This window comes from Bradyrhizobium sp. B117 (assembly GCF_038969555.1).
In the GTDB taxonomy this organism is placed as follows: Bacteria; Pseudomonadota; Alphaproteobacteria; order Rhizobiales; family Xanthobacteraceae; genus Bradyrhizobium.
Map to the genome: position 1 here is coordinate 3907776 of NZ_CP152414.1, position 20675 is coordinate 3928450.

Annotated in this window: 16 protein-coding genes and 1 pseudogene; 10 read left to right on the forward strand and 7 right to left on the reverse strand. The window is 66.2% G+C overall.

Going from position 1 to position 20675, the window contains the following annotated elements:
* Window positions 1-9 precede the first annotated feature (9 nt).
* Entirely contained in the window at window positions 10-450 is a 441-nt protein-coding gene (locus tag AAFG16_RS19045) for an RbsD/FucU domain-containing protein (RefSeq protein WP_342740202.1), read from the forward strand.
* On the opposite strand, the gene AAFG16_RS19050 is transcribed toward AAFG16_RS19045, so the two are convergent.
* Window positions 447-2135, reverse strand: coding sequence for a Na/Pi symporter (locus AAFG16_RS19050; protein ID WP_342740203.1), 1689 nt, complete (start codon window positions 2133-2135; stop codon window positions 447-449). The two genes, AAFG16_RS19045 and AAFG16_RS19050, sit on opposite strands and share 4 nt — an antisense overlap.
* A 268-nt stretch (window positions 2136-2403) precedes the next feature.
* Between AAFG16_RS19050 and AAFG16_RS19055 the strand changes: the two genes are divergently transcribed.
* From AAFG16_RS19055 to AAFG16_RS19065, 3 genes are all read left to right on the forward strand, one after another.
* The gene (locus tag AAFG16_RS19055) at window positions 2404-2763 is read left to right on the forward strand and encodes a hypothetical protein (RefSeq protein ID WP_283085838.1); all 360 of its coding nucleotides are present in this window, start codon (window positions 2404-2406) and stop codon (window positions 2761-2763) included.
* A gap of 199 nt (window positions 2764-2962) precedes the next feature.
* Entirely contained in the window at window positions 2963-3289 is a 327-nt protein-coding gene (locus tag AAFG16_RS19060; protein WP_342740204.1) for an SDR family NAD(P)-dependent oxidoreductase, read from the forward strand.
* Complete coding sequence (locus tag AAFG16_RS19065) at window positions 3286-3699, forward strand: SDR family oxidoreductase (RefSeq protein WP_342740205.1); 414 nt, start codon at window positions 3286-3288, stop codon at window positions 3697-3699. Before AAFG16_RS19060 ends, AAFG16_RS19065 begins: the two co-directional genes overlap by 4 nt.
* 293 nt (window positions 3700-3992) lie before the next feature.
* Here the strand turns inward: AAFG16_RS19065 and AAFG16_RS19070 are convergent, their stop codons facing one another.
* The 3 genes from AAFG16_RS19070 to AAFG16_RS19080 form a co-directional block, all read right to left on the reverse strand.
* Window positions 3993-4802: a Hint domain-containing protein gene (locus AAFG16_RS19070; protein WP_342740206.1), complete on the reverse strand. Its 810-nt coding sequence runs from the start codon at window positions 4800-4802 to the stop codon at window positions 3993-3995.
* Window positions 4803-5099: 297 nt separating this feature from the next.
* Window positions 5100-5855 (reverse strand): outer membrane beta-barrel protein, encoded by a 756-nt coding sequence (locus tag AAFG16_RS19075; protein ID WP_342740207.1) that lies wholly within the window; start codon window positions 5853-5855, stop codon window positions 5100-5102.
* 273 nt (window positions 5856-6128) lie between these two features.
* The gene (locus AAFG16_RS19080) at window positions 6129-7547 is read right to left on the reverse strand and encodes a hypothetical protein (RefSeq protein WP_342740208.1); all 1419 of its coding nucleotides are present in this window, start codon (window positions 7545-7547) and stop codon (window positions 6129-6131) included.
* A 75-nt stretch (window positions 7548-7622) separates the two neighbouring features.
* Here AAFG16_RS19080 and AAFG16_RS19085 point away from each other — a divergent pair, with 75 nt between their 5' ends.
* Window positions 7623-8819: an MFS transporter gene (locus AAFG16_RS19085; RefSeq protein ID WP_342740209.1), complete on the forward strand. Its 1197-nt coding sequence runs from the start codon at window positions 7623-7625 to the stop codon at window positions 8817-8819.
* On the opposite strand, the gene dgcA is transcribed toward AAFG16_RS19085, so the two are convergent.
* Window positions 8789-9784, reverse strand: coding sequence for an N-acetyl-D-Glu racemase DgcA (gene dgcA, locus AAFG16_RS19090; RefSeq protein WP_342740210.1), 996 nt, complete (start codon window positions 9782-9784; stop codon window positions 8789-8791). The genes AAFG16_RS19085 and dgcA overlap by 31 nt on opposite strands.
* A 134-nt stretch (window positions 9785-9918) precedes the next feature.
* On the opposite strand from dgcA, the gene AAFG16_RS19095 reads away from it, so the two are divergent.
* Genes AAFG16_RS19095 through AAFG16_RS19105 form a run of 3 tightly spaced genes read left to right on the forward strand, consistent with a single transcriptional unit; the run spans window position 9919 to window position 12736 of the window.
* Window positions 9919-11052: an ABC transporter permease gene (locus AAFG16_RS19095; RefSeq protein WP_342740211.1), complete on the forward strand. Its 1134-nt coding sequence runs from the start codon at window positions 9919-9921 to the stop codon at window positions 11050-11052.
* A 2-nt stretch (window positions 11053-11054) separates the two neighbouring features.
* Window positions 11055-11837: an ABC transporter ATP-binding protein gene (locus tag AAFG16_RS19100; protein ID WP_283085846.1), complete on the forward strand. Its 783-nt coding sequence runs from the start codon at window positions 11055-11057 to the stop codon at window positions 11835-11837.
* A 29-nt stretch (window positions 11838-11866) separates the two neighbouring features.
* The gene (locus tag AAFG16_RS19105) at window positions 11867-12736 is read left to right on the forward strand and encodes an MlaD family protein (RefSeq protein ID WP_342740212.1); all 870 of its coding nucleotides are present in this window, start codon (window positions 11867-11869) and stop codon (window positions 12734-12736) included.
* 304 nt (window positions 12737-13040) lie between these two features.
* Here the strand turns inward: AAFG16_RS19105 and AAFG16_RS19110 are convergent, their stop codons facing one another.
* Complete coding sequence (locus tag AAFG16_RS19110) at window positions 13041-18821, reverse strand: negative regulator of septation ring formation (RefSeq protein WP_342740213.1); 5781 nt, start codon at window positions 18819-18821, stop codon at window positions 13041-13043.
* Between the two features lie 397 nt (window positions 18822-19218).
* Here AAFG16_RS19110 and AAFG16_RS19115 point away from each other — a divergent pair, with 397 nt between their 5' ends.
* Together AAFG16_RS19115 and AAFG16_RS19120 are read left to right on the forward strand one after the other, a co-directional pair.
* On the forward strand, window positions 19219-19593 hold the full coding sequence (locus AAFG16_RS19115) for an Hpt domain-containing protein (RefSeq protein WP_283085849.1): 375 nt from the start codon (window positions 19219-19221) through the stop codon (window positions 19591-19593).
* Window positions 19594-19770: 177 nt separating this feature from the next.
* A complete protein-coding gene (locus tag AAFG16_RS19120; RefSeq protein ID WP_008143731.1) occupies window positions 19771-20091 on the forward strand; it encodes a 2Fe-2S iron-sulfur cluster-binding protein in 321 nt (106 codons plus the stop codon).
* Between the two features lie 25 nt (window positions 20092-20116).
* On the opposite strand, the pseudogene AAFG16_RS19125 reads toward AAFG16_RS19120, so the two are convergent.
* A pseudogene (locus AAFG16_RS19125) lies at window positions 20117-20572 on the reverse strand (thioesterase family protein); the annotation flags it as partial.
* Window positions 20573-20675: the final 103 nt, after the last annotated feature.

Consider the following 20675-nt stretch of genomic DNA (forward strand, 5'->3'; position numbering starts at 1 on the left):
GTCCGCCACATGCTGAAATCAATCGATCCAATCCCAACGCCTGACCTGCTCTGGCTGCTGGCTTCGATGGGCCATGGCGACGACCTCGTCTTCGTCGATGCCAATCATCCGGCCACCCGCATCGCGCAGAGCACCACGTCGCAGCGCCTGATCCAGCTGCCGGGCATGAGCATGGAGACCGCCATGCGCGCCATCATGTCGGTCTATCCGCTCGATGATTTCGATCCCGACCCGGTGCGCGTGATGATGCCAGTCGACGATCCCGATCGTGTTCCCGACGTGCAGCGCGCGGTGCTCGCCGAGATCGAGCGTGCCGCCGGCCGCGCTGTCGCGCCAGGCAAGCTCTCGCGCCCGGATTTTTACCGCGCGGCAGCTGCCGGCTTTGGCGTGGTGCACGTCGGCGACAGCAGGGGCTATGGCTGCTTCCTGATCAGGAAGGGCGTGATCTAGCCGCGACCGACCAGATGAGCCGCCGAGCGCCAGGCGTGCTGCGACAGCGCTTGGAGGTTGCGAACCGCCTCGACACGCAGCAGGGCAGCGTCGGCAGTCAGGCTTCCATTGGCGACTGCGCCGAGCGTCTCAGTCCGGTGGGCCCGCAGCATTTCACCGAGCTGTGCCATGCAACGCTCGAGCTCGGCGATGGCCTCGTCGGGCGGATTCGCGCGCGGACCGGCCATCGCATCGCGGGCATGCGAGGCGGGCACGGACTGCGGCGCTCCATCGATGCCGGTCGACACTGCCACACCGCGTGCAATCGCGGCTGCACTTCGCATCACTTCTGCACATAGCTCTCGGGCGCGAATGTCCACAGGTCCGCCGGCCGCTGGGCCAGCATTGTCTCTTCCGTTGGCGAGGTCCGTCAGTCGAGATGCGTGGTCGAGTGCGTGCAGCGTGCTCGTGAGACGACGTTGCTCATCGTCGGTATCTGGAGGTCCGGCCACGTCCGACAGGAATATTTGCGCCCGGCTCACGGCATCGGCCGCTTCCTGCGTGGAGACGACGTCCTTCTCAAGGCGTATCGGTCCAGCGCGGCCAGACAGTTGCGCCTCGACCGAACCGCACACCGTCAGGAGCACGCGCGCGATCGCGCGTCGTACCGCCTCCACCGCCACGATAGGGGTCTCGAGCGCCATCGGATCGAGGCATCGCGTCAGCGGTGAGCCACGGTCGGGCAGAATCCGTTCGACCAATCGTGTGAACGGGTTGATCAACGGCAGCAGGACCGCGACGCCGACGACGTTGAACGCCGTGTGATATCCGGCCAGCAGCGTGACGCCGTCGATCGTGTCCGAGGCGCGCAGCAGCCAGGGCGTCACGACGGGGAACACTGCGAGCGCGATGAGCGCAGTGATCAGCTTGAACAGGACGTAGGCGATGGCCAGACGTTTCGCGGTGGCGCTGGCGCCGATCGCGGCCAGCGCGGAGCTCGTCGCCGTTCCGATGTTCTGGCCGATGATCAGCGCGCAGGCCTGGTCCAACCCGATCGCGCCCGCGAAATAGCCGGACAAGGTCACCGCGATGGCGGCCGTTGACGATTGCATCAGCGCGGTCATGACCAATCCGATCATAACCAGCGCCAGTACGCCGAGCAACCCCGACCACCATGACACCCCTGGACTGCCGAGGACTGCGGGCAGGTCCGCCGGATGCAATCGTTCCGCTAGCCCGCCCATGCCCTGTTGCAGGGTCGTCAACCCGAACAGCACAAGTCCAAAGCCTGCGAGCGCGGCGCCAACGCCGGAGACCCGCCCCTTGGCGAGAAGCCTGGTCAGAGCGCCGACGAAGATCATTGGCAGCGCGGCGGCCGTGAGCGAGACGCGGACGCCGATCAGTGCGACCAGCCAGCCGGTTCCCGTGGTGCCGATATTGGCGCCGAAGACGAGGCTCAACCCTTGCTGGAACGTCAGCAGGCCCGCGCTGACGAGGCCGATCGTGGTCATGGTCGTTGCGCTGGAGGACTGCACCAGCAGCGTGACAATCGCCCCCCAGAACGAGCCGAGCAGGGGCGTCGAGGCCGCCTTGCCGAGCACCACGCGCAACGCAGAACCGGCCAGCGTCTTCAGGCCCTCCGTCATCACGGTCATGCCGAGCAGGAAGAGACCTACCCCGCCGAGCGTCGAGATCGCCGTGGACATGCGCGCGCCTTCTGTCAGGGCACCATGACGAGCAACGCCGACAGTACAGCAACAAAGCCCCGATGAGTCGGATTATTGCCCGATAGCTGGGCTCGCCCCGTTCCGCCCGACCGGCGCTCTTGTCGTAAACGGTGTGCCTTGGAGATCGACAGGCGATGCGTAGGGCTCGATCGGCTTTGCGAGGTCGCCTTCGGCATCGACCATTTTGTTGCAGCTCCGCGCCCGGATTTGAATGGCCTTCCTGCAAGCGACTCTCTATGGTCGATCCATGTCGCGCCTCATGTGTCTATTCGTTGCTGCCATCCTGTCGCTGCTGCCCGCCGCTGCACCAGCAGAATCCATCAAGAAACAGCCGAAGCCGGTCTGGCATGGCTACGGCTTTCTGCCCGGCTATCGCCAGCCGCTGAGCAACAGCATTCCGCTCTACAAGCAGAAGGACGTGATGCGGCGCCTTGCGCGCAGCGAGCGGCGCCATTGGTACATCGACCCGGTGCCGCAGTATTACCGCTGGGACGGCGAGTGGCACTATTTCGGCCGGCCCGGTTTTGGCGGCGGCCGCTACAATGGCGGCAGTTTTGGCCCGTGCTGGACGCGGACGCCGATCGGCGCCGTCTGGAATTGCGGGTGATCAACCTCGTCCCGTTTTGCCGACATGTTTCGAAAGGCACGTCTTCGCGGTCGGCTTTACTCGGCAGATTTCAATCGTAACCGAATCCGGTTCGGCTGAAGCCAAATCGTCGTCCCGGTGTCCTAGCTGTCATCCCTACCTTGCGGTTTCGGGGGGAGTTGCCGGCATGCTTTCTCGGTTCAAGGATAAGGTCGTCATCGTGACGGGCGCCGGCAGCGGTATCGGCGCCGCCGCCGCAAGGCGCTTTCACGACGAAGGCGCTATTGTCGTGCTCAACGGACGGCGCGAGCTCAAATTGGCCGAAGTCGGCGCGGAGCTGGGAACCGATCGCTGCATGATCCGGCCCGCCGATGTCTCGATCGCCGCGGATGTCGAGCGCCTGGTCGCCGACGTAGTCCGGCAATTGGGCAGGATCGACGTCCTCGTCAACAATGCGGGGACGTGCGCACTGATCGATTTCCTGGCTCGCCGGTCCAGTTGTGGCGAGATCTCTTCGCGGTCAATGTCGACGGCGTTTTCTACATGACGCGCGCCGCGCTTCCGCACCTGATCGAAAGCGGCGGCTCGATCGTCAACGTGTCGTCTCTCAGCGGGCTTGGCGGCGATCGGGGCTTGAGCTTCTACAACGCCACGAAGGGCGCCGTCAGTAATCTGACACGCAGCCTGGCGCTCGAATTTGGCCCGAGAGGCGTGCGCATCAATGCGGTGTGCCCATCATTGACTCTCACCGACCTGACGATGCCGATCATGGAGCAACATCCGGAATTGCTCGCGAAGCTGGTGGAATGTATCCCCCTGGGGCGCGCAGCCCAGTCCGAGGAAGTCGCGAGGGTCATCGCATTTCTCGCAAGCGCCGACGCCAGCTTCGTGAATGGAGTGAACCTGCCAGTCGACGGCGGCGTCGACGCATCGACCGGGCACACCTCCTTCTTGTAGGGCGGATTGCGCTTGCGATGACGGGACAGGCAGCGAGCGTCATACCACCACTGTCGCCCTGAGGTGCTCGCTGGGACGGCGAGTGGCACGATTTCGGCCGGCTCGGTTTTGGCGGCGGCCGCTACAATGGCGGCAGTTTTGGCCCGTGCTGGACGCGGATGCCGATCGGCGCCGTCTGGAATTGCGGGTAGCCGACAGGGCAGGACTTTCGCCGGTCGCGAGCGCTCATGCCGCGGCAGCCGGCGCGCCGGCTGCCTGATCGTCCTCGATGCCGTCGATCTCTGCGCGCTCGCTCAGATGATGCGAGCCGCGCGCGATCCGAGGCGGGCGCTGATGATGTCGATCTTTTGCGGGCCGAGGAGGGGCGAGACCAGGCGCCGCGCGCTCGTCATCATCGCGCTGCGGCGGCCATGGCCGGTGATCGGCGCGCAATGGACGACGTCCCGCGCGTTCTGCTCGCCGTGCTTGCGCAGATAATCCGCAAAATTGCTCATGGTCTCGTCGACTCGCAGCAGCGTCTCGCAAGGCGCGCCTTCGGCGTAGATCACGTCGTGGGATTCGAGCTTGATGTGGAAGAATTCGAGCTCGTCATGCTCATCCGCGGCGTCGAGCGTGATCGTCGTGCCGTTGACGAGATTGCCGGCCGGGATGAGGAGGCCGTCGAGCAGCACGGCATGCCCCTGGGTCACGTAGAGGTCGGCGTGCGGCACGTTGGGCGCAAGCGCCGAGCGGGCGATGCGGACCGGCCGCGTACTCTTCACCCACGGCTTGCTCGGATCGCTCCTGGTGCGGCTGAACCGGCCGATCCATTGCACAGCGCGCAATCCGCCGAACACCGTCGGCAACAGATCACCGGCGACGAGATCCTCGATCCTGCGCTCGCCTGCCGCCGTCGAAATCCGGGTGCCCTTCAGGAAGCAGTTGCCAGCGCCGGCGGCGCCGCCTCGAACGAAATTCGCCGCTCCATTGCTCTTACCGTCGGCCATTGCCGAACGCGTCGCCATCGCGCTTGCGGCAACGCCTGCTGCCGCAGCACCAAGGCCTCTCGATATGACGGCACGCCGCGTGGCGGCACCCGACGACGGGTTCGTGATCTCGGACATCGCGCAAAATTCCCTGTGTCTACCGTCGGCTTATATGCAATCGGCTTCAACACGATCAGGATCGTTGCAGCCGAGCTTCGCCTGTTGGTCGCGGCATATAGCAGAAAGTTCGCACGCCGATGAGTCAAAACTTCATGCAGTGACGAAGAGTCACTCGAGAGAATTTCATCCTAGGCATGATCCGGAAAAGTGCGCAGCGGTTTTGCCTTGCGACAAACGCGGAACGCGTTTGCGCGGAGATCATGCTCAAACAATAACCTAACGCACGACGTCGATTCATCCTGATCTCATCGCGCTTTAGTAGTGGCGGATCGGAAGGCCGCTGAAATAGTAGTTCACGCCGATCCGAACAATGTGATCGTCGAATGACACGTGACTGCGATCGAACGCCGCGCCAAGGTTGGGCGTGGTGAAACCGCCATCTTCCAGTTTCACATAAAGATATTCGACTTTTGCCGACCATGCGGGCGCGAATGCCCATTCGGCACCTGCGCCTGCGGTCCATCCGGATCGCCACGACGACGCGCTGTCGAAGACCGCGCCGGTTGCGGACGATTTGATGCCCGCTTTGACGCCTGCGGCTGCATAACCCGCCGTCGCATAGAGCAGCACATTGCCGGGCATGTATCCAATGCGCCCGCGAAGCGTGCCGAGCCATTGCAGTTTTGTGAAGCTCGAGAAATCCACGTTGCCGGCAGGACCACTGTCGAGCGAGCTGCCTTTTTGACCGGCCCATGACAAGTCGCCCTCGGCGCCGAAGACCCAGCTCATCAGCTGCCAATTGTAGCCCGCCGTCGCGCCGAACACGCCGCCATTGACGTTGAACACCGGTGTGTCGTCGAGGCCTGTCACACGATCGACATGCTTGCTGCGTCCCCACAATCCGCCGCCGGCGACGCCGACATACGCGCCTTGCCAGCCATAGACCGGCGCGCCGCGAACGACCGGCGCATCGTGCGGAAAAGGCGGCAGGTCGGCGGCCGAGGCGTTCGCAGCAAAGACGATGGCTGTGACGCCGAGGATTGCCGTCGAGATCGGGAGCGAAGATGTCATCGGACAGAGTCTCTGGCTTGCTGCCGTCGCAAAACCGCTGCACGGGACCAATTGCGTCTCACGCACGCGTTCGCGGACAGCGGCACGCGAATGACCGCATGCCCTCGTGATGTAGACGTTTGCCGAGGTCTTTCTCCGCGCAAATATTTCCACGCATTTTTCGGGCGCGCGTCATGGGATCGACGCGTGAGCGTCACAATCGCGAGTGCGGCGCCTGAGGCGCTCGCCTCTTCACTGCGCTCGCAATGACGGTGTGGAGTGAGCGCTTGCCCGTTACGAGAAGAACGCGATCTTCTCGGCCTGGGTCATGCGGCGGATCGGGGCGAGGGGATCGTTGGCGGCGGCGCGGGGCTTTTGCAGCATGCCGCTGGCGAGGATGGTGGCGCCGAGCGACGGCTCGGGCAAGGACGCGGACATGGACGCAGACAAGGGCGAGGGCATCGGCAGCGTCGCGGTCGGCGCGGTGCCGAAGCTTGCGGCGGCGGCCATGGCCGGGGCCGGCTGCTCCATCACCTCGGCGGCGGCCTCGGCGATCGCGTTGGTGAGGCGCGCGAGCGACTCCATCGCGATCGGTGCGTCTTCTGCGGCATCCGCCGCGACCGGTGCGGCCGGAGCAGCGGCAACCGGCACCTCGACCTCGACCGCAACGGGCCCTGCAGTCTCCGCCGCCATCGGCTCCGGAGCAGCGGCTGCGATCTCGATCGGCTCGATGATCTCGTCGAACTCGGGATCGGGCGCGGCCATCTCGAGCGCGATGGCTTCGAGTATGGCTTCGTCCTCGGCTTCCGCCGCGGCGTCGAGCGAGAACGCGTCGGTCACCTCCGCGACAGCAGCGGGCTCGGCGACCGGCTCTTCAAACGCGATGTCTGCAACCGCGACGTCGTCGGGCGCGCTCTCGCGCTCGGCTGCGATCTCCGGCGCAACGGCAGCATCGATGGCCTGCTCGGCGATCGCGGACGCCGCAGGCGTACCGGCCGTCTCCACGGCTGCTTCGGGCTCGGGAGCTGCCGCGATGTCCGGCTGAGTCTCCGCAAAAGCCACGGGGGCTTCGCTCGCCATCGCGGCGGGCGCGGGCTCGACAGCCGCAGTCTCTGCGACCGGCGGCGGTGTGTCGTGCGCAGGCGCCGGCGAGGGATGCGCGGCCTGCGGCATCGCGCCGCCCTCGGTCTGCTCGATCCGTTCCCTGAGCAGATCGAATGCGGCCTTGAGCTCGACGCGGGGGTCGACGGTCGAAATCTGCCCGCAGGCGGCCTCGATCGAGGCGAGCTGCGAATCAATGAGGTCGCAGATTCGCCCGTCGGCGCCGATCTCGCGCCAGCGCCAGGAGATCTCCTTGATGATGCGCACCCCGCGCGGGATCGGGGCGAGGCTGGCCTCGATCGCGGCGGGATCGAACGCCGCGATCGCGATCGTCTCGGCCTCGCGGATGGCACGGCGGATCTCCACCAGCGCTTCGGGCAGGCGGTCCTCGACGACGGGTTGTCGCTGTGCGGCAAGGGTTTCTTCGATTTTCGCGACCGCATCCAGCACCATGCGTGTGTCGGCATTGCGGTTGCGCTTGGCATATTCGCCGAGGAACCAGCGGCCGCGCGCGGTCTCCATGAAGGCTTCGCGGATCGCGTCGTAATCCTGCTCGTTCGGCTCGGCCGCGCGGGCAGACATGGGCGAAAGGGCGAATGCTTCATTGGCCATGACAATCTCGTCGCGCAAATCAGTGCGCGTTACACTAACGATCACCACGATATCGACCGAATCGCAATTGGTTTGATGCAGTCCGAATCACAAATCCCCACGCCAGCAGCCGTGAAGCGGCGATTCGCCGTCAGTCTTGCGCTGTTCTACTCGGCCGTGTTCGCGGTATCGGGAACGCATCTGCCGTTCTTTCCGGTCTGGCTGAAGGCGATCGGCATCGACGCCGGCTGGATCGGCCTCATCAACGCGCTGCCGGCGATCACGCGCTTCACCACGCTGCCGCAAGTGACCGCCTTTGCCGAAAAGCGGCGCGCCATTCGCGCCGGCATGATGGTGTCGGTGCTGGCGACCGCGATCGGTTTTGCGGCCGTGGCCCTGCAGCAGCAGCCGCTGGCGCTGTTCCTGATCTATGCGCTGACCTGCATGATGTGGACGCCGACGATGCCGCTGACCGATGCCTATGCGCTGCGCGGTGTCGCCCGCTACGGGCTTGATTATGGCCCGTTGCGGCTGTGGGGCTCGGCGGCCTTCGCTGCGGGCTCGCTCGCCTGCGGCTATCTCGTCGACGTGATCGCGGCGCGCGATCTGATCTGGGTCATCGTCGCCTGGGCCGTCGTCGCGGTGCTCGCGAGCCTCTTATTGCAGCCACTCGACGATGTCAGGCGCAAGAGCGCCGAGGCGCGTGCCGACACGGCGCTGCTGCGCGATCTTGGCTTCTGGGCCGTGATCGCCTCGGCCGCGCTGATCCAGGGCAGCCACGTCGCTTATTACACATTCTCGGCCATCAACTGGCAGCTCCATGGCCTCGGCGGGCTGACCATCGCGGGGTTGTGGACGCTGGGCGTGATTGCCGAGATCGTCGTGTTCGCGCTGTCGCCGCGCTTTTCGCTGCATCCGTCCACGATGATCGCGATCGGGGGCTTAAGCGCCGTCCTGCGCTGGATCGTCACCGCCAACGAGCCGCCGCTCGCGCTGCTCGCGCTCGCGCAGCTCGGTCATGGATTCACCTTCGGCATGACCATCCTCGGCACCATGAGCCTGCTTGTGCAACGCGTGCCCTCGCATCAGATCGCGCGCGGGCAGGGCTATTATGCCGCCTGCAACGGGTTGCTGGGCGCCGCAACCTCGATCGCGTCAGGCGCGATCTACGCGCGGATCGGCGACGGCCTCTATTACGTGATGGCCGCGATGGCCGCGGCCGGCGCGCTCGTGATCTGGTCGGCGCGGCATCGGCTGATCGCTCATCCCCAGAGCGAGGGCTCCGGCGGATAGACCAGGCTGCCGTCGTAACGAAGCCCGTGATTGCGGTCGCGCGCCAGCAGCAGCGGGCCGTCGAGATCGACGAAGCGGGCCTGCGGCGTCACCAGCATGGCAGGGGCCATCGACAGCGAAGTCGCGACCATGCAGCCGATCATGATCTCGAAGCCGAGCGCCTGCGCGGCATCCGCCATCGCCAGCGCCTCGGTGAGGCCGCCGGTCTTGTCGAGCTTGATGTTCACGGCGTCGTAGCGATCTCGTAAGGGCGCGAGCGAACCACGGTCATGCACGCTTTCGTCGGCGCAGACCGCGAGCGGCCGCTTGATCCGTGCCAGCGCGTCGTCCTTGCCCGCTGGCAGCGGCTGCTCCACGAGCGTGACGCCGGCGGCGGCACAGGCCGCGAGGTTGGCTTCCAGATTGGCCTCGGCCCAGGCCTCGTTGGCATCGACGATCAGCTCAGACTCCGGGGCGGCCTTGCGGACGGCCGCGATCCGCGCGACATCTCCGTCGCCGCCGAGCTTGATCTTGAGCAGGGGTCGGTGCGCGGCCTTGGCGGCCGCCGCCGCCATCGCCTCTGGGGTACCCAACGAAATTGTGAAGGCGGTGGTGCGCTGGCCCGGCGAGGGGAGGCCGAGCAGGCTCCAGGCCCGCAATCCGGCCTGTTTGGCTTCCAGATCGATGAAGGCGCAGTCCAGGGCGTTGCGGGCTGCGCCAGGCTTCATGGCGGCCTGGAGGGCCTCCCGGTCGAGGCCGCCCCGGACCGCGTCCTCCATGGCCTGGATCGCGGCCAGCGTCGCCTCGGGGGTCTCGCCATAGCGGGGATAGGGCACGCACTCGCCGCGGCCGGTCAGGCCGTCCCGGCTCACCTCGGCCACGACGGTGACGGCCTCGGTCTTGGCGCCCCGGCTGATGGTGAAACTGCCGGCAATCGGAAAGCGCTCGATTTGCGACCTAAGTGCCGGAACTTTGCTGGAAGTCATTTTGAACTCTGGCGAAATCTGAACCTGCTAGTTACCTCTAGCAACTAACAATGGCCAGTTGGGGATACCTTCTCTAGGTAAGGGCGCGTGCGCAACCATCTGATTTTCTCCGCCCCGGCACGGGAGCGGACATCTTGAACGGCGATCCCAAGCTGGAGCGGATTGCCAAAGGCAACGCGCTGGCCCTCTGCGCCACCGGAACCTGGACCGCGAGCTTCGCGCCGGTCCTGGAGCGGATGGTGGCCGACGCCGAGAAGCTCGCCGGCGGCCCGCAAAGCATCTTCATCGACGTCTCCGAGGTCGCCAAGCTCGACACCTTCGGCGCCTGGCTGATCGAGCGGCTGCGCCGCAGCCTGACGCAAGGGCCGGTCGAGGCGCAGATCGCAGGGCTCTCGGCCAATTATTCCAGCCTCGTCGACGAGGTCCGGCGGGTCAGGGCAACGCCCGTGATCGAGACCTCAACGATCACCATCACCGGCATGCTGGAGCAGATCGGCCGCGCCGTGTCCGGCCTTGGCGGCACGGTGTCCGGCCTCATCGACATGCTCGGCGCTGTGCTCGCCGCAGGCTTCCGCGTGCTGATCCATCCGCGCTCGTTCCGTCTGACCTCGACCGTGCACCACATGGAGCAGGTGTGCTGGCGCGCGGTGCCGATCATCGTGCTGATCACCTTCCTGATCGGCTGCATCATCGCCCAGCAGGGCATCTTCCATTTCCGCCGCTTCGGCGCCGACATCTTCGTCGTCGACATGCTCGGCGTGCTGGTGCTGCGCGAGATCGGCGTGCTCTTGGTCGCGATCATGGTCGCGGGCCGCTCGGGCAGCGCCTACACCGCCGAGCTCGGCTCGATGAAGATGCGCGAGGAGATCGACGCGTTGCGCACCATGGGCTTCGACCCGATCGAAGTGCTGGTGCTGCCGCGCATGCTGGCGCTGGTGCTGGCGCTGCCGATCCTCGCCTTCCTCGGCGCGATGGCCGCGCTCTATGGCGGCGGACTCGTTGCCTGGCTGTATGGCGGCGTCGATCCCGAGGCTTTCCTGCTGCGGTTGCGCGATGCCATCTCGATCGATCATTTCATCGTCGGCATCGTCAAAGCACCGGTCATGGCCGCGGTGATCGGCATCGTCGCCTGCGTCGAAGGGCTCGCCGTGCAAGGCAGTGCGGAATCGCTCGGACAGCACACCACGGCCTCTGTGGTGAAGGGCATCTTCTTCGTCATTGTCATGGACGGCGTGTTCGCCATCTTCTTCGCCTCGATCGGGATGTGATGATGGCGCAAGAAATCCAAAACGCTGTTCAAAATCCCATCATCCGCGTCCGCGACATCACCGTGCAATTCGGATCGACGCGCGTGCTCGACGGCCTCAACCTCGACGTCAAGCGCGGCGAGATTTTGGGCTTCGTCGGCCCCTCGGGCGCGGGTAAGTCCGTGCTGACGCGCACCATCATTGGCCTCGTGCCGAAGGTCGCGGGCTCCATCGAGGTGTTCGGCGTCGACCTCGATTCCTCCAGCACCTCGCAGCGGCGCAATGTCGAGCGGCGCTGGGGCGTGCTGTTCCAGCAGGGCGCGCTGTTCTCCTCGCTCACCGTGCGGCAGAACATCCAGTTCCCGATGCGCGAATATCTTCGCGTCTCGCAGCGGTTGATGGACGAGATCACCATGGCCAAGCTCACCATGGTCGGCCTCAAGCCTGAGGTCGCCGAGCGCTTCCCGTCGGAACTCTCGGGCGGCATGATCAAGCGCGTGGCGCTCGCCCGGGCGCTGTCGCTCGACCCGGACCTCGTGTTCCTGGACGAGCCGACCTCGGGCCTCGACCCGATCGGCGCCGGCGATTTTGACGAGCTGGTGAGGACGCTCCAGCGCACTTTGGGGCTCACGGTTTTCATGGTAACGCACGACCTCGATAGCCTTTACACAGCATGTGACCGCATCGCCGTTTTAGGGAACGGTAAGATCATTGCTGCAGGGTCGATGGCCGACATGCAGGCCTCGCAGCATCCCTGGCTGAGGCAGTATTTCCATGGCAAGCGCGCCCGCGCGGTCATGGGTTGAGTAGCTGGGTTGAGTAGCCGGAGCACCTGATGGAAACGCGGGCGAATTACGTATTGATCGGGTCGTTCACGCTGGCGGTGATCGCCGCGGCGATCGGCTTTGTGCTGTGGTTCCAGTCGCTGCACACCACCAAGCAGCGCAGCCCGCTGCGTGTCGTGTTCGAGGGCCCCGCCGCGGGCCTGCGCAACGGCGGCAGCGTCAACTTCAACGGTATCCGGGTGGGTGAGGTGGTCTCGGTGAAGCTGGACAATCCGCGGCGGGTTGTCGCACTCGCCATGGTCGAGAACAACGCCCCGATCCGCAAGGACACGCTCGTCGGCCTCGAATTCCAGGGCCTGACGGGTGTGGCCGCAATCTCGCTCAAGGGCGGCGAGGAGGCGGCACCGCCGCCGCCGCTCGACGAGGACGGCATCCCCACGCTGACGGCCGACCCCAACAAGCTCCAGGACGTCACCGAGGCGATCCGCGCCACGCTGCAGAACATCAACAAGATCGTCGCCGACAATCAGGAGTCGGTGAAGAACTCGCTGAAGAATCTGGAGACCTTCACCAATTCGCTCGCGCGCAACTCCGAGAAGATCGACGGCGTGATGGCCAAGGTCGACGGCGTGATGCTCAAAGCCGACAATCTCATGCTCGGCCTCAACACGCTGGCCGGCGGCAAGGACGGCGGCGAGCTGTTCCTGGCGGTGAAGTCGATCCGCGAGCTCGCCGAGGATTTCGACAAGCGCTCCGGCGCGCTGATGACGGACGGCCGCCGCACGCTCGGCGACATCAGCCGCGCCGTGAACAATTTCGACCGCAACCCGACCCGCGTGCTGTTCGGCGCCAGCAACTCATCGCAAGCCGCCCCGCCGCCCGAGCCGCCGAAGCCGGTAGCGGCGCCGAGGCGCCAGTAGGCGTGTAGTCCGCCGAGTTCTCCTCGTCATTGCGAGCGAAGCGAAGCAATCCAGACTGTCTCAGCGGAAGCAGTCTGGATTGCTTCGTCGCTTCGCTCCTCGCAATGACGAGTTTGTGGAGATCGCGCAATTTCCCAATGCGCAGCCCGTAGCCCGGATGGAGCGCAAGCGTAATCCGGGGTTCTTCGCTTGGCCCCCGAATTCCGCCGCGCTCCATGCGGGCTACGAGCGCAATGACGCGCTTAAACAAAAACGGAGGCCGAGAGGCCTCCGTTGTCATTCGCTATTCGTTGCTTCCCGCCGCTTACCCGAGCCGGCCCGCCGCGTGCGCCAGCAGCGTGTACACCAGACCCGTCTCCGAGGTCAGGTGGCTGCGCAGCTCCTGCGGGCCGCGGCCGTCGCGGGCGACTTCGTCGAGCAGGCGTTCGAACTCGGCGACGTAGCGGTCGACCGTGCCCTTGAAGTTGCGGTCGGCGCGATACTTGCGGGCGACCTCGTCAAAGGCCTTCTGGCCGGCGGGCGTGTACAGGCGCTTGGTGAAGGCCTTGTTCTCGCCGCGCTGGTAGCGGTCCCACATCTCGGCGGCGAGGTTCCGGTCCATCAGCCGGCCGATGTCGAGCGAAAGCGATTCCAGCGGATTGCTGCTGCTCTGTGACGCCTGCGGCTGCTGCGCAGGTGCAGCGCGGCCACGGGGAGCCTCTCGGCCGTTCGGTGCGCCCTGGTTGGCGTCGGTGCGGTTGAGCAGGTCCGACAGCCAGCCGTCACGGCCCTGGTCGTTGCTGGAAGGCGCGACCGACGGCGCTTCGGTGCGGCGCGAGGGGGCGGGCATGCCGAGGTCCGGCGGCGGCAGCGTCGAGGCGCTGCCGGTGTCGCGCATGCGCGTCTCGGTGCCGCGACCGCCCGCGCTTGCCATGATCGGCTCTTCCTGGCGCTGGACGGCGACGGAGGCGCGGCCCGTCGTCGAGACGTCGAGACCACGGCCGTGCTGGGCCACGATGCGGTTGAGCTCGGCGAGCGCCTCGATCTGGTCGACGATCACCTTGCGCATCTGCGCAGTGCTCTCGGCGGCCTCCTGCGGCATCTCGAGCACGCCACGGCGCAGCTCGTTGCGGGTGGCTTCGAGTTCGTTGTGCATCTCGAACGCCATCTGCTTCATGCTGGACACGAGGTTGGTGAACTTCTCGGTCGACTGCTTGAACATCGCATCCGCCTCGTCGGTGGTCTGGCGGTAGATGTCGTGCATGGCCTCGATGGTCTGCCGATGCTCCTCTTCGGAGGCCACGCGCACCGCCTCGAACTGACGGGTGATCGCAGCCGAGCCTGCGCCGGCGGTCTCGGCGACGACGCGGGCGATGTCGCGGGCACGCTCCTCGGCGGCGGCCAGCGATTCGTCGAGCAGGCCGGTGAAGCGCGACAGCCGCTGGTCGAGATCGGCCGTGCGCAGGTCGATCGTGGTGACGAGCGATTCCAGCGCCTGCTTGCGTTCGGCGAGCGAGGCGGTGGTGTTCTTGTTGCTCTGCTCGACGACCTGGGCGGCGTCGACGAGCGCCTTGCCGTGCGCGTCGAACTGGGTCGACAGCTCGCCGAGGTCCTGCAGCGCCTTCGTGGTCTTGCTGTTGAAGACGTTGAGCTGGTCTTCCAGGTTCTGCGTCGCCGCGCCGTTGCGCGAGGTGACGTCGTTCATCGCCGAGACGAAGTCGGCGACACGCGTCACCAGCGCCCGCTCGAGCGAGTTGAGGTTGTCGTGCGCACCGGTCAGCACCTCCTGGAGCAGGATGTTGCCTTCGCGCAGGCGCTCGAACAGGGCGACCGTGTCGGTGCGCAGGATCTTGCTGGTCTCCTGCATCTCGGTGACGGCCGCGATCGAGACCTGGCGCGACTGGTCGATCGCCGCGCGCGAGGCCTGCTCGAGGTCCTTGAGCGACTTGCCGACCGCGCCGGTGGCGATCTCGCTCGCCGCGTTGATGGTGCGGGCGACCTCCGAGCCGTTGCCCATCATGGTCTGCGAGAAGGCGTGGCCGCGCGTCTCGATCGACTTCAGCGCGTCGGAGGTGACGCGGTCGATGTCGAGCGTGAGCTGGCTGGTCTTCGAGCCGATCGCGTCGACCAGCGCACCGCGCTTGGCGTCGATCATGTTCGACAGACGGTCGGCCTGCTGCTGCACGTAGGTGACGATCTCATCGGTCTTGCCGGTCATGGCCTGGCCGAAGCTGCTCGAGGCGGCGAGCACCGAGCGCTCGACGTCGGCCGAGCTCGACTTGACCCGCGAGCTCGCCTCGTTGGAGGCGGAGATCAGCGCGTTCTGGGCGTTGAGCGCGCTGCTCTGGATGTCGCTGGTCGCATTCGCGGTGGCCGCGCTCAGCGCGCGCTCGATCTCGGTCGAGATCGTGCGGATCTGGCTCGCGGCATCCGCCGAGGTCGAGGTCAGCGAGGTCTGCGCCTCACGCGCGCTGTTGAGGATGGTCGAGGCGGTGTCGGCGCCGACCGCGGTCAGCGTGCGCTCGATGTCCGTGGTCAGCGACTTGATCTGGCTCGCCGCATCGGTCGATGCGGAGATCAGCGTGCCCTGGGCCTCGCGCACGCCGCTGGTCAGCGCTTCGATGGTGGCGCCGCCGGCGGTCGCCAGCGCGCGCTGCATCTCGGCCGCGAGCGAGCGGACCTGGCTGGTCTGCTCGGCGGAGACCGAGAGCAGGGTGCTCTGGGCGTCGCGGGCGCTCGTGGTGATCGTCTCGGCGGTGGTCTGGCCGACCTGCGAGAGCGAGCGATGCACTTCGGCCGCGAGCGACTTGACCTGGCTCGCCGCGTCCGACGACGCGGTGACCAGCATGTTCTGCGCTTCGCGAGCGCCTGCAGTGATGGTTTCGGCGGTGGTCGTGCCGGCCATCGAGAGCGAGCGCTGTACTTCGGCCGTGAGCGATTTGACCTGATTTGCCGCGTCCGCCGATCCGGCAATGAGCGTGTTCTGGGCCTCGCGAGCGCCGGTCGTGAGGATCTCGGCCGTCGAGGTGCCGGCCATCGTAAGCGAACGCTGCACGTCGGAGGACAGCGCCTTGATCTGGTTGGCAGTCTCGGTGGAGGCCGCAATCAGCGCGCTCTGCGCATCGCGGGCCCCGGCTGTGATCGATTCGGCGGTGGTGGTGCCCGCCAGCGACAGCGAGCGCTGCACGTCGGCAGTGAGCGTCTTGACGTGGTTGGCCGCGTCCGAAGACGCCGTGACGAGCGTGGTCTGCACTTCGCGGGCGCCGGCCAGGATCGAGGCTGCGGTGGCGGAACCGGCCGCCGACAGCGTGCGCTCGACATCGGCTGCGAGCCCCTTGATCTGGTTCGACGCATCCCCAGATGCCGCGACCAGGCTCGATTGCGCTTCGCGGGCGCTGGTCAGGATTGAGTTCGCTGCTCCCGTGCCGACCGCGGTCAGGGCGCGCTCGACCTCGGTGGAGGTCATCTTGAGCTGGGCGTTGACGTCGGAGGAGACCGTCATCAGCGACTGCTGGGCGGTGCGAGCCCCGGTCTGGATCGTCTCGCTGGTGTTGACGACGAGGTTGGTGAGCGAGCGCTCGGCGTCCTCGACATGCGAGCGGATCGCGGTCGAGATCATCTCGGCGCGGGAGATCATGTCCTCGCTGGCCTGGCGGCCGCTGCTCTCGATGCGGCCGGCGACGGCCTCGACGCGCGAGCCGAGCAGGTCCTCGAACTGCGCCACGCGCACGTCGATGTCGTTGGCGACCGACCCGACCTTGGTCTCGATGGCCTGCTGGATGTCCTGGAAGCGCGCGGTGACCGTGTCGGTCAGATGCGTGCTGCGGCCGTCGATGATCTCGGCGACGCCGGTAATGCGGCGGTCGACCGCCTCGATCGCCTGCGCGGTGCCGTCGGTGAGCGTCGAGGTCAACAGGCCGAGGCGCGTGTCGATCGACTGCATGGCCTGCGAGGCGCCGTTGGTCAGCGCCGTCGTCAAGTAGGTGAGGCGGGTGTCGATGGACTCGAGCGCCTGCGAGGCGCCGCCGGTGAGGGTGGTCGTCAGATGCGTCAGGCGCGTATCGATGGTGTGGATGGTCTGCGATGCGCCGTCGGTCAGCGACGTCGTGAGGTGGGTGAGGCGGGAGTCGATCGACTGGATCGCCTGCGCGGCACCGTCGGTCAGCGAGGTCGCGAGCGTGTTGAGACGGCCGTCGATAGTCTCGGTGACGGACCGCGCGCGGGTATCGAACGACTCCTCGAGCGCGCTGACGCGGAAGCCGAGCTGCTCGTCGAAGGTCTTGATGTGGCCTTCAATCGTGCCGTCGAGGCTGGCGATCTTGCCGTGCAGCGAGGCGTCGAAGTTGGAAACGCGTTCGCCGATCGTGGTCTCGAACTGCACCAGCCGCTGGTCCAGCACGGCCGTGATCTCGCCGCCGTTGGAGGTGAAGCGGGTGTCGAAATTGTCGACATAGGTCTTCAGCGACTCGTGGATGTCCTGCGTGCGCTGGCCCATGCGCTCGACGATCTCGCCGCCGAACGTCTTCACGGTGCGGTCGAATTCGGAGATGTGGCGGGTGATCAGCGCGCCCAGCGTGCCGGAGTCGCGGGCGAACTTCTCGACCAGCTCGGAGCCCTGATTCTTCACCAGCTCGTCGAAGGCGCTCATCTGCAGCGAGAGGGAATCGTGCGCGGTCTCGGTCTGGCTGACGACCTTGGCGACGAGGGCGTTGACGGTGGCGTCGAGCGCCTCGCTCGCCTTGTCGCCGCTGGTCATGATGTGGCCGGCGAGGCGGTTGCCGGCGTCGTCGATCTTGGCGGAGAGGTCGTTGGAGCGCAGCTCGAGCTCGAGCAGCAGCGAGTCCGACGAGTTCTTCAGGGAATCGTGCACCTGCTCGGTGCGCTCGGAGATGCCGTCGACGATCGCGGCGGAGCGCTGCTCGAACTCGCCGGTGATGCGGTCGATGCGCTCGTTCAGCATCTCGTGGACGCGGTCGGCGAGGTCGACGAACTCGTCGTGGACGTGGCCGGTCTTGAAGTTGAGGCTGGTGGTCAGCCGCTCGCTGGCATCGAGCACGGCGCGCGTGGTCTCGTTGCTGGCTTCCTCGAGGCGGTCGAGCAGGTCGCCGCCGCGCTCGCCGAGCGCCAGGATCATGTTGTCGCCGGCATTGCTCAAGGCGCTGGTGATGTGGGCGCCGCGCTCTTCCAGCGCGCCGGTGATGGATTTTGCGACCTCGTCGACGCGCGAGGCGATCGCGTCCGAGATCAGCGCGATGTCGTGGCGCAGATCGATCTGCACGCCGGAGATGGCGCTGCGGACCTGCTCGGCCTGGCCGACCAGGTTGTCGCGCTGATGGGCGATGTCCTGGAGCAGGGCGCGGATGCGCACTTCGTTGTCGCTGTAGGCGCGCTCGAGCGCGGCGACCTCGTTGGCGACCAGCGTCTCGAGCTCGCCGGCGCGTGCGATCGCGCGCTCGATGCCGTCGCCCATCGCCGCGACCTCGCGGCGGATGGCCTGGCCGACGGTGACCATGGAATCGGAGGCCGAGCCTTCCGGCTCGGAGAAGCGGATCGCGACCTGCGCCATCGCTTGCGCGATCATGCGCATTTCCTGGCCGCGCCAAACGAGGCTCGCCAGGAAATAGAACAGCATGATCGGGGCGAAGAACATCGCGAAGAGGCCGGCGATGACCAGCACGCCGCCGCTCTGGCCCATGGCGGCCTGGATCGAGGGCAGGAAGCCGACGGTCAGCGCAGCGCAAGCCGCGAGCCAGACGCCGGCGAAGATGGTGGCGAAGGTGTAGACGCTGCGGGCAGGGCGGCCCTTCTGAAGCGCCTGGAGCAGCTGGCCAATGGTCTCGCGGTCGTCATTGGCGGCGCGGCGCGCGGTGCGCGGCTCCTCGATCGGATCGAACACGGTGGCGCGTTCGTTGGCGGCCGGACGCGGCTCGAAGGCCGGCTCGTCGAAGGACGGGGGCGGCGGCGGTGTTACCGCAGGTGCGGTCTCGTTGCGCATCGCGGCGTTGCGGCTGGTGTCCGCGGCCGTATCGCTGATGTTCAGGGCTTCCTGGATCGCAGAAAGTGCAACTTCTGTCGGGTCTTTGACCTTCTTGGGAGTGTTCGCCATGTTCAGTCCGAGCCCTCGTTACTAGTACACGCCCCCCGCGAGCCCTGCGCGCGACGCAAGCCCACAGACCGGATCATGCCGCTTGTGCGGATCTCCAAGCCGTCCCCACCCGGACGGCTTGTCCGCTAATTTCCGCAACATCCTATTGGCAGAGCGTCGCGAATGAAATGCCCACGATTAAGACAATCTTAATCATCGTTAACAGGATCGCGCCGTAACGCCTTAGCAATAAATACAATTCCCCATGGAACTTGGCCGATTGCGGCAACTTTTCGTCAATAAACGGGCAGAATTACGTAAAGCGGCCCAAACATTTCGTTAACCATTTCCATGCTTGGGTGGAGGTGAACTCACCGCCGGACCGGCGGAACAGTCGCGCGATGCCGGGGCCTGCGCCATGACGCCTGAACTGCAACGGATGGACTGGATGCCCTCGCCCCCGCTTGCGCCCGTCGACAGCCCGCTCGACCTCGACCATCTCTCCCAGATGACGCTCGGCGACGCCGAGCTGGAACAGGAAGTGCTTGCGATGTTCGCCGAGCAGGCGGTCCGCCTGCTCGCCGCGATGACCGCGTTGCCGGCCGAGACCGGCGCGCTCGCGCACAAGCTCAAGGGCTCGGCGAGGGGGATCGGCGCCTTTGCGGTCGCCGACGCGGCCGCCAGCCTCGAGATGGCGATCCGGACCGGCCATGACCGGCCGCATGCCTTCGCGGCGTTGAAAGAGGCCGTGGCCGAGGTGCGCGCCGCGATCGCGGCGATCCTCAAGCACTAGGCTGGCAAGCCCCATTCACGCGGGCGCCTTGCGCGTCGACCTTCTGTTTGGACGCATTTTCCCTTGCGCGAAACGGGGTCCACTTCGCTTGAAAACACTATAGCGCGGCCCTGACCGACCCGTTATAGGACAGCCCCGATACTCCTTTTCCCCAACATCGCGGCAGCACGAGCACACATGGCCAAGATTCACTTTGTCGACCACAAGGGCGAAACCCGCACGGTGGAAATCGAGAACGGCGCAACCGTGATGGAAGCCGCCATCCGCAACAGCATTCCCGGCATCGAAGCCGAATGCGGCGGCGCCTGTGCCTGCGCGACTTGCCATGTCTATGTCGACGAAGCCTGGCGCGAGAAGGTCGGCAGCCCGACGCCGATGGAAGAAGACATGCTCGACTTCGGCTTCGACGTGCGCCCGAACTCGCGCCTGTCCTGCCAGATCAAGGTTTCCGACGAGCTCGACGGGCTCGTCGTGGCAACGCCGGAACGTCAGGCCTGATCGTTCCGAATGAATCAGGTGCAAGCGGCGCGACCTCGATGCCGCACTTGTGCCAGGGCCTGAACTTCTCGACGATCTCTGCTGTCAGCGGCGCCGGCCGCCGCGTCGTCTCGTCGAGCAGGACGCCGACGGACGTCGCCGAGGCGATGCACTTCCCGTTCGAGAACACGACCTGTTCGAAGGTCACCGACGTCCGTCCGAGTTTCACGACGCCGAGGCCGAGCTCGATCGTGTTCGGCCAGTGCAGCTCGGCGCGGAAATGGATGTCGAGCCGCACCATGATCCAGGCGAGGCCCGGCGGGGTCAGCCCGTATTCGGGAAGCTTCATCAGCGTGACACGGCCGGTCTCGAAATAGGTGGCGTAGACCGCGTTGTTGACGTGCTGGTTGGGATCGAGATCGCCGAACCGGACATTGTCGCTGAGGCGGTAGGGGTAGTCCTCGAGGCGCGGCGTCGTATCGAGGCGGCTTGGTGCGTTCACCGATTGATCTCCGTCATATCCATGCCCGTTACAGCCCAGTTATCCTGACCCGGCAAGTGGGCGCGGCTGCGGGGCGCTCCCGCTTTTATGCCTTCCCTGATCC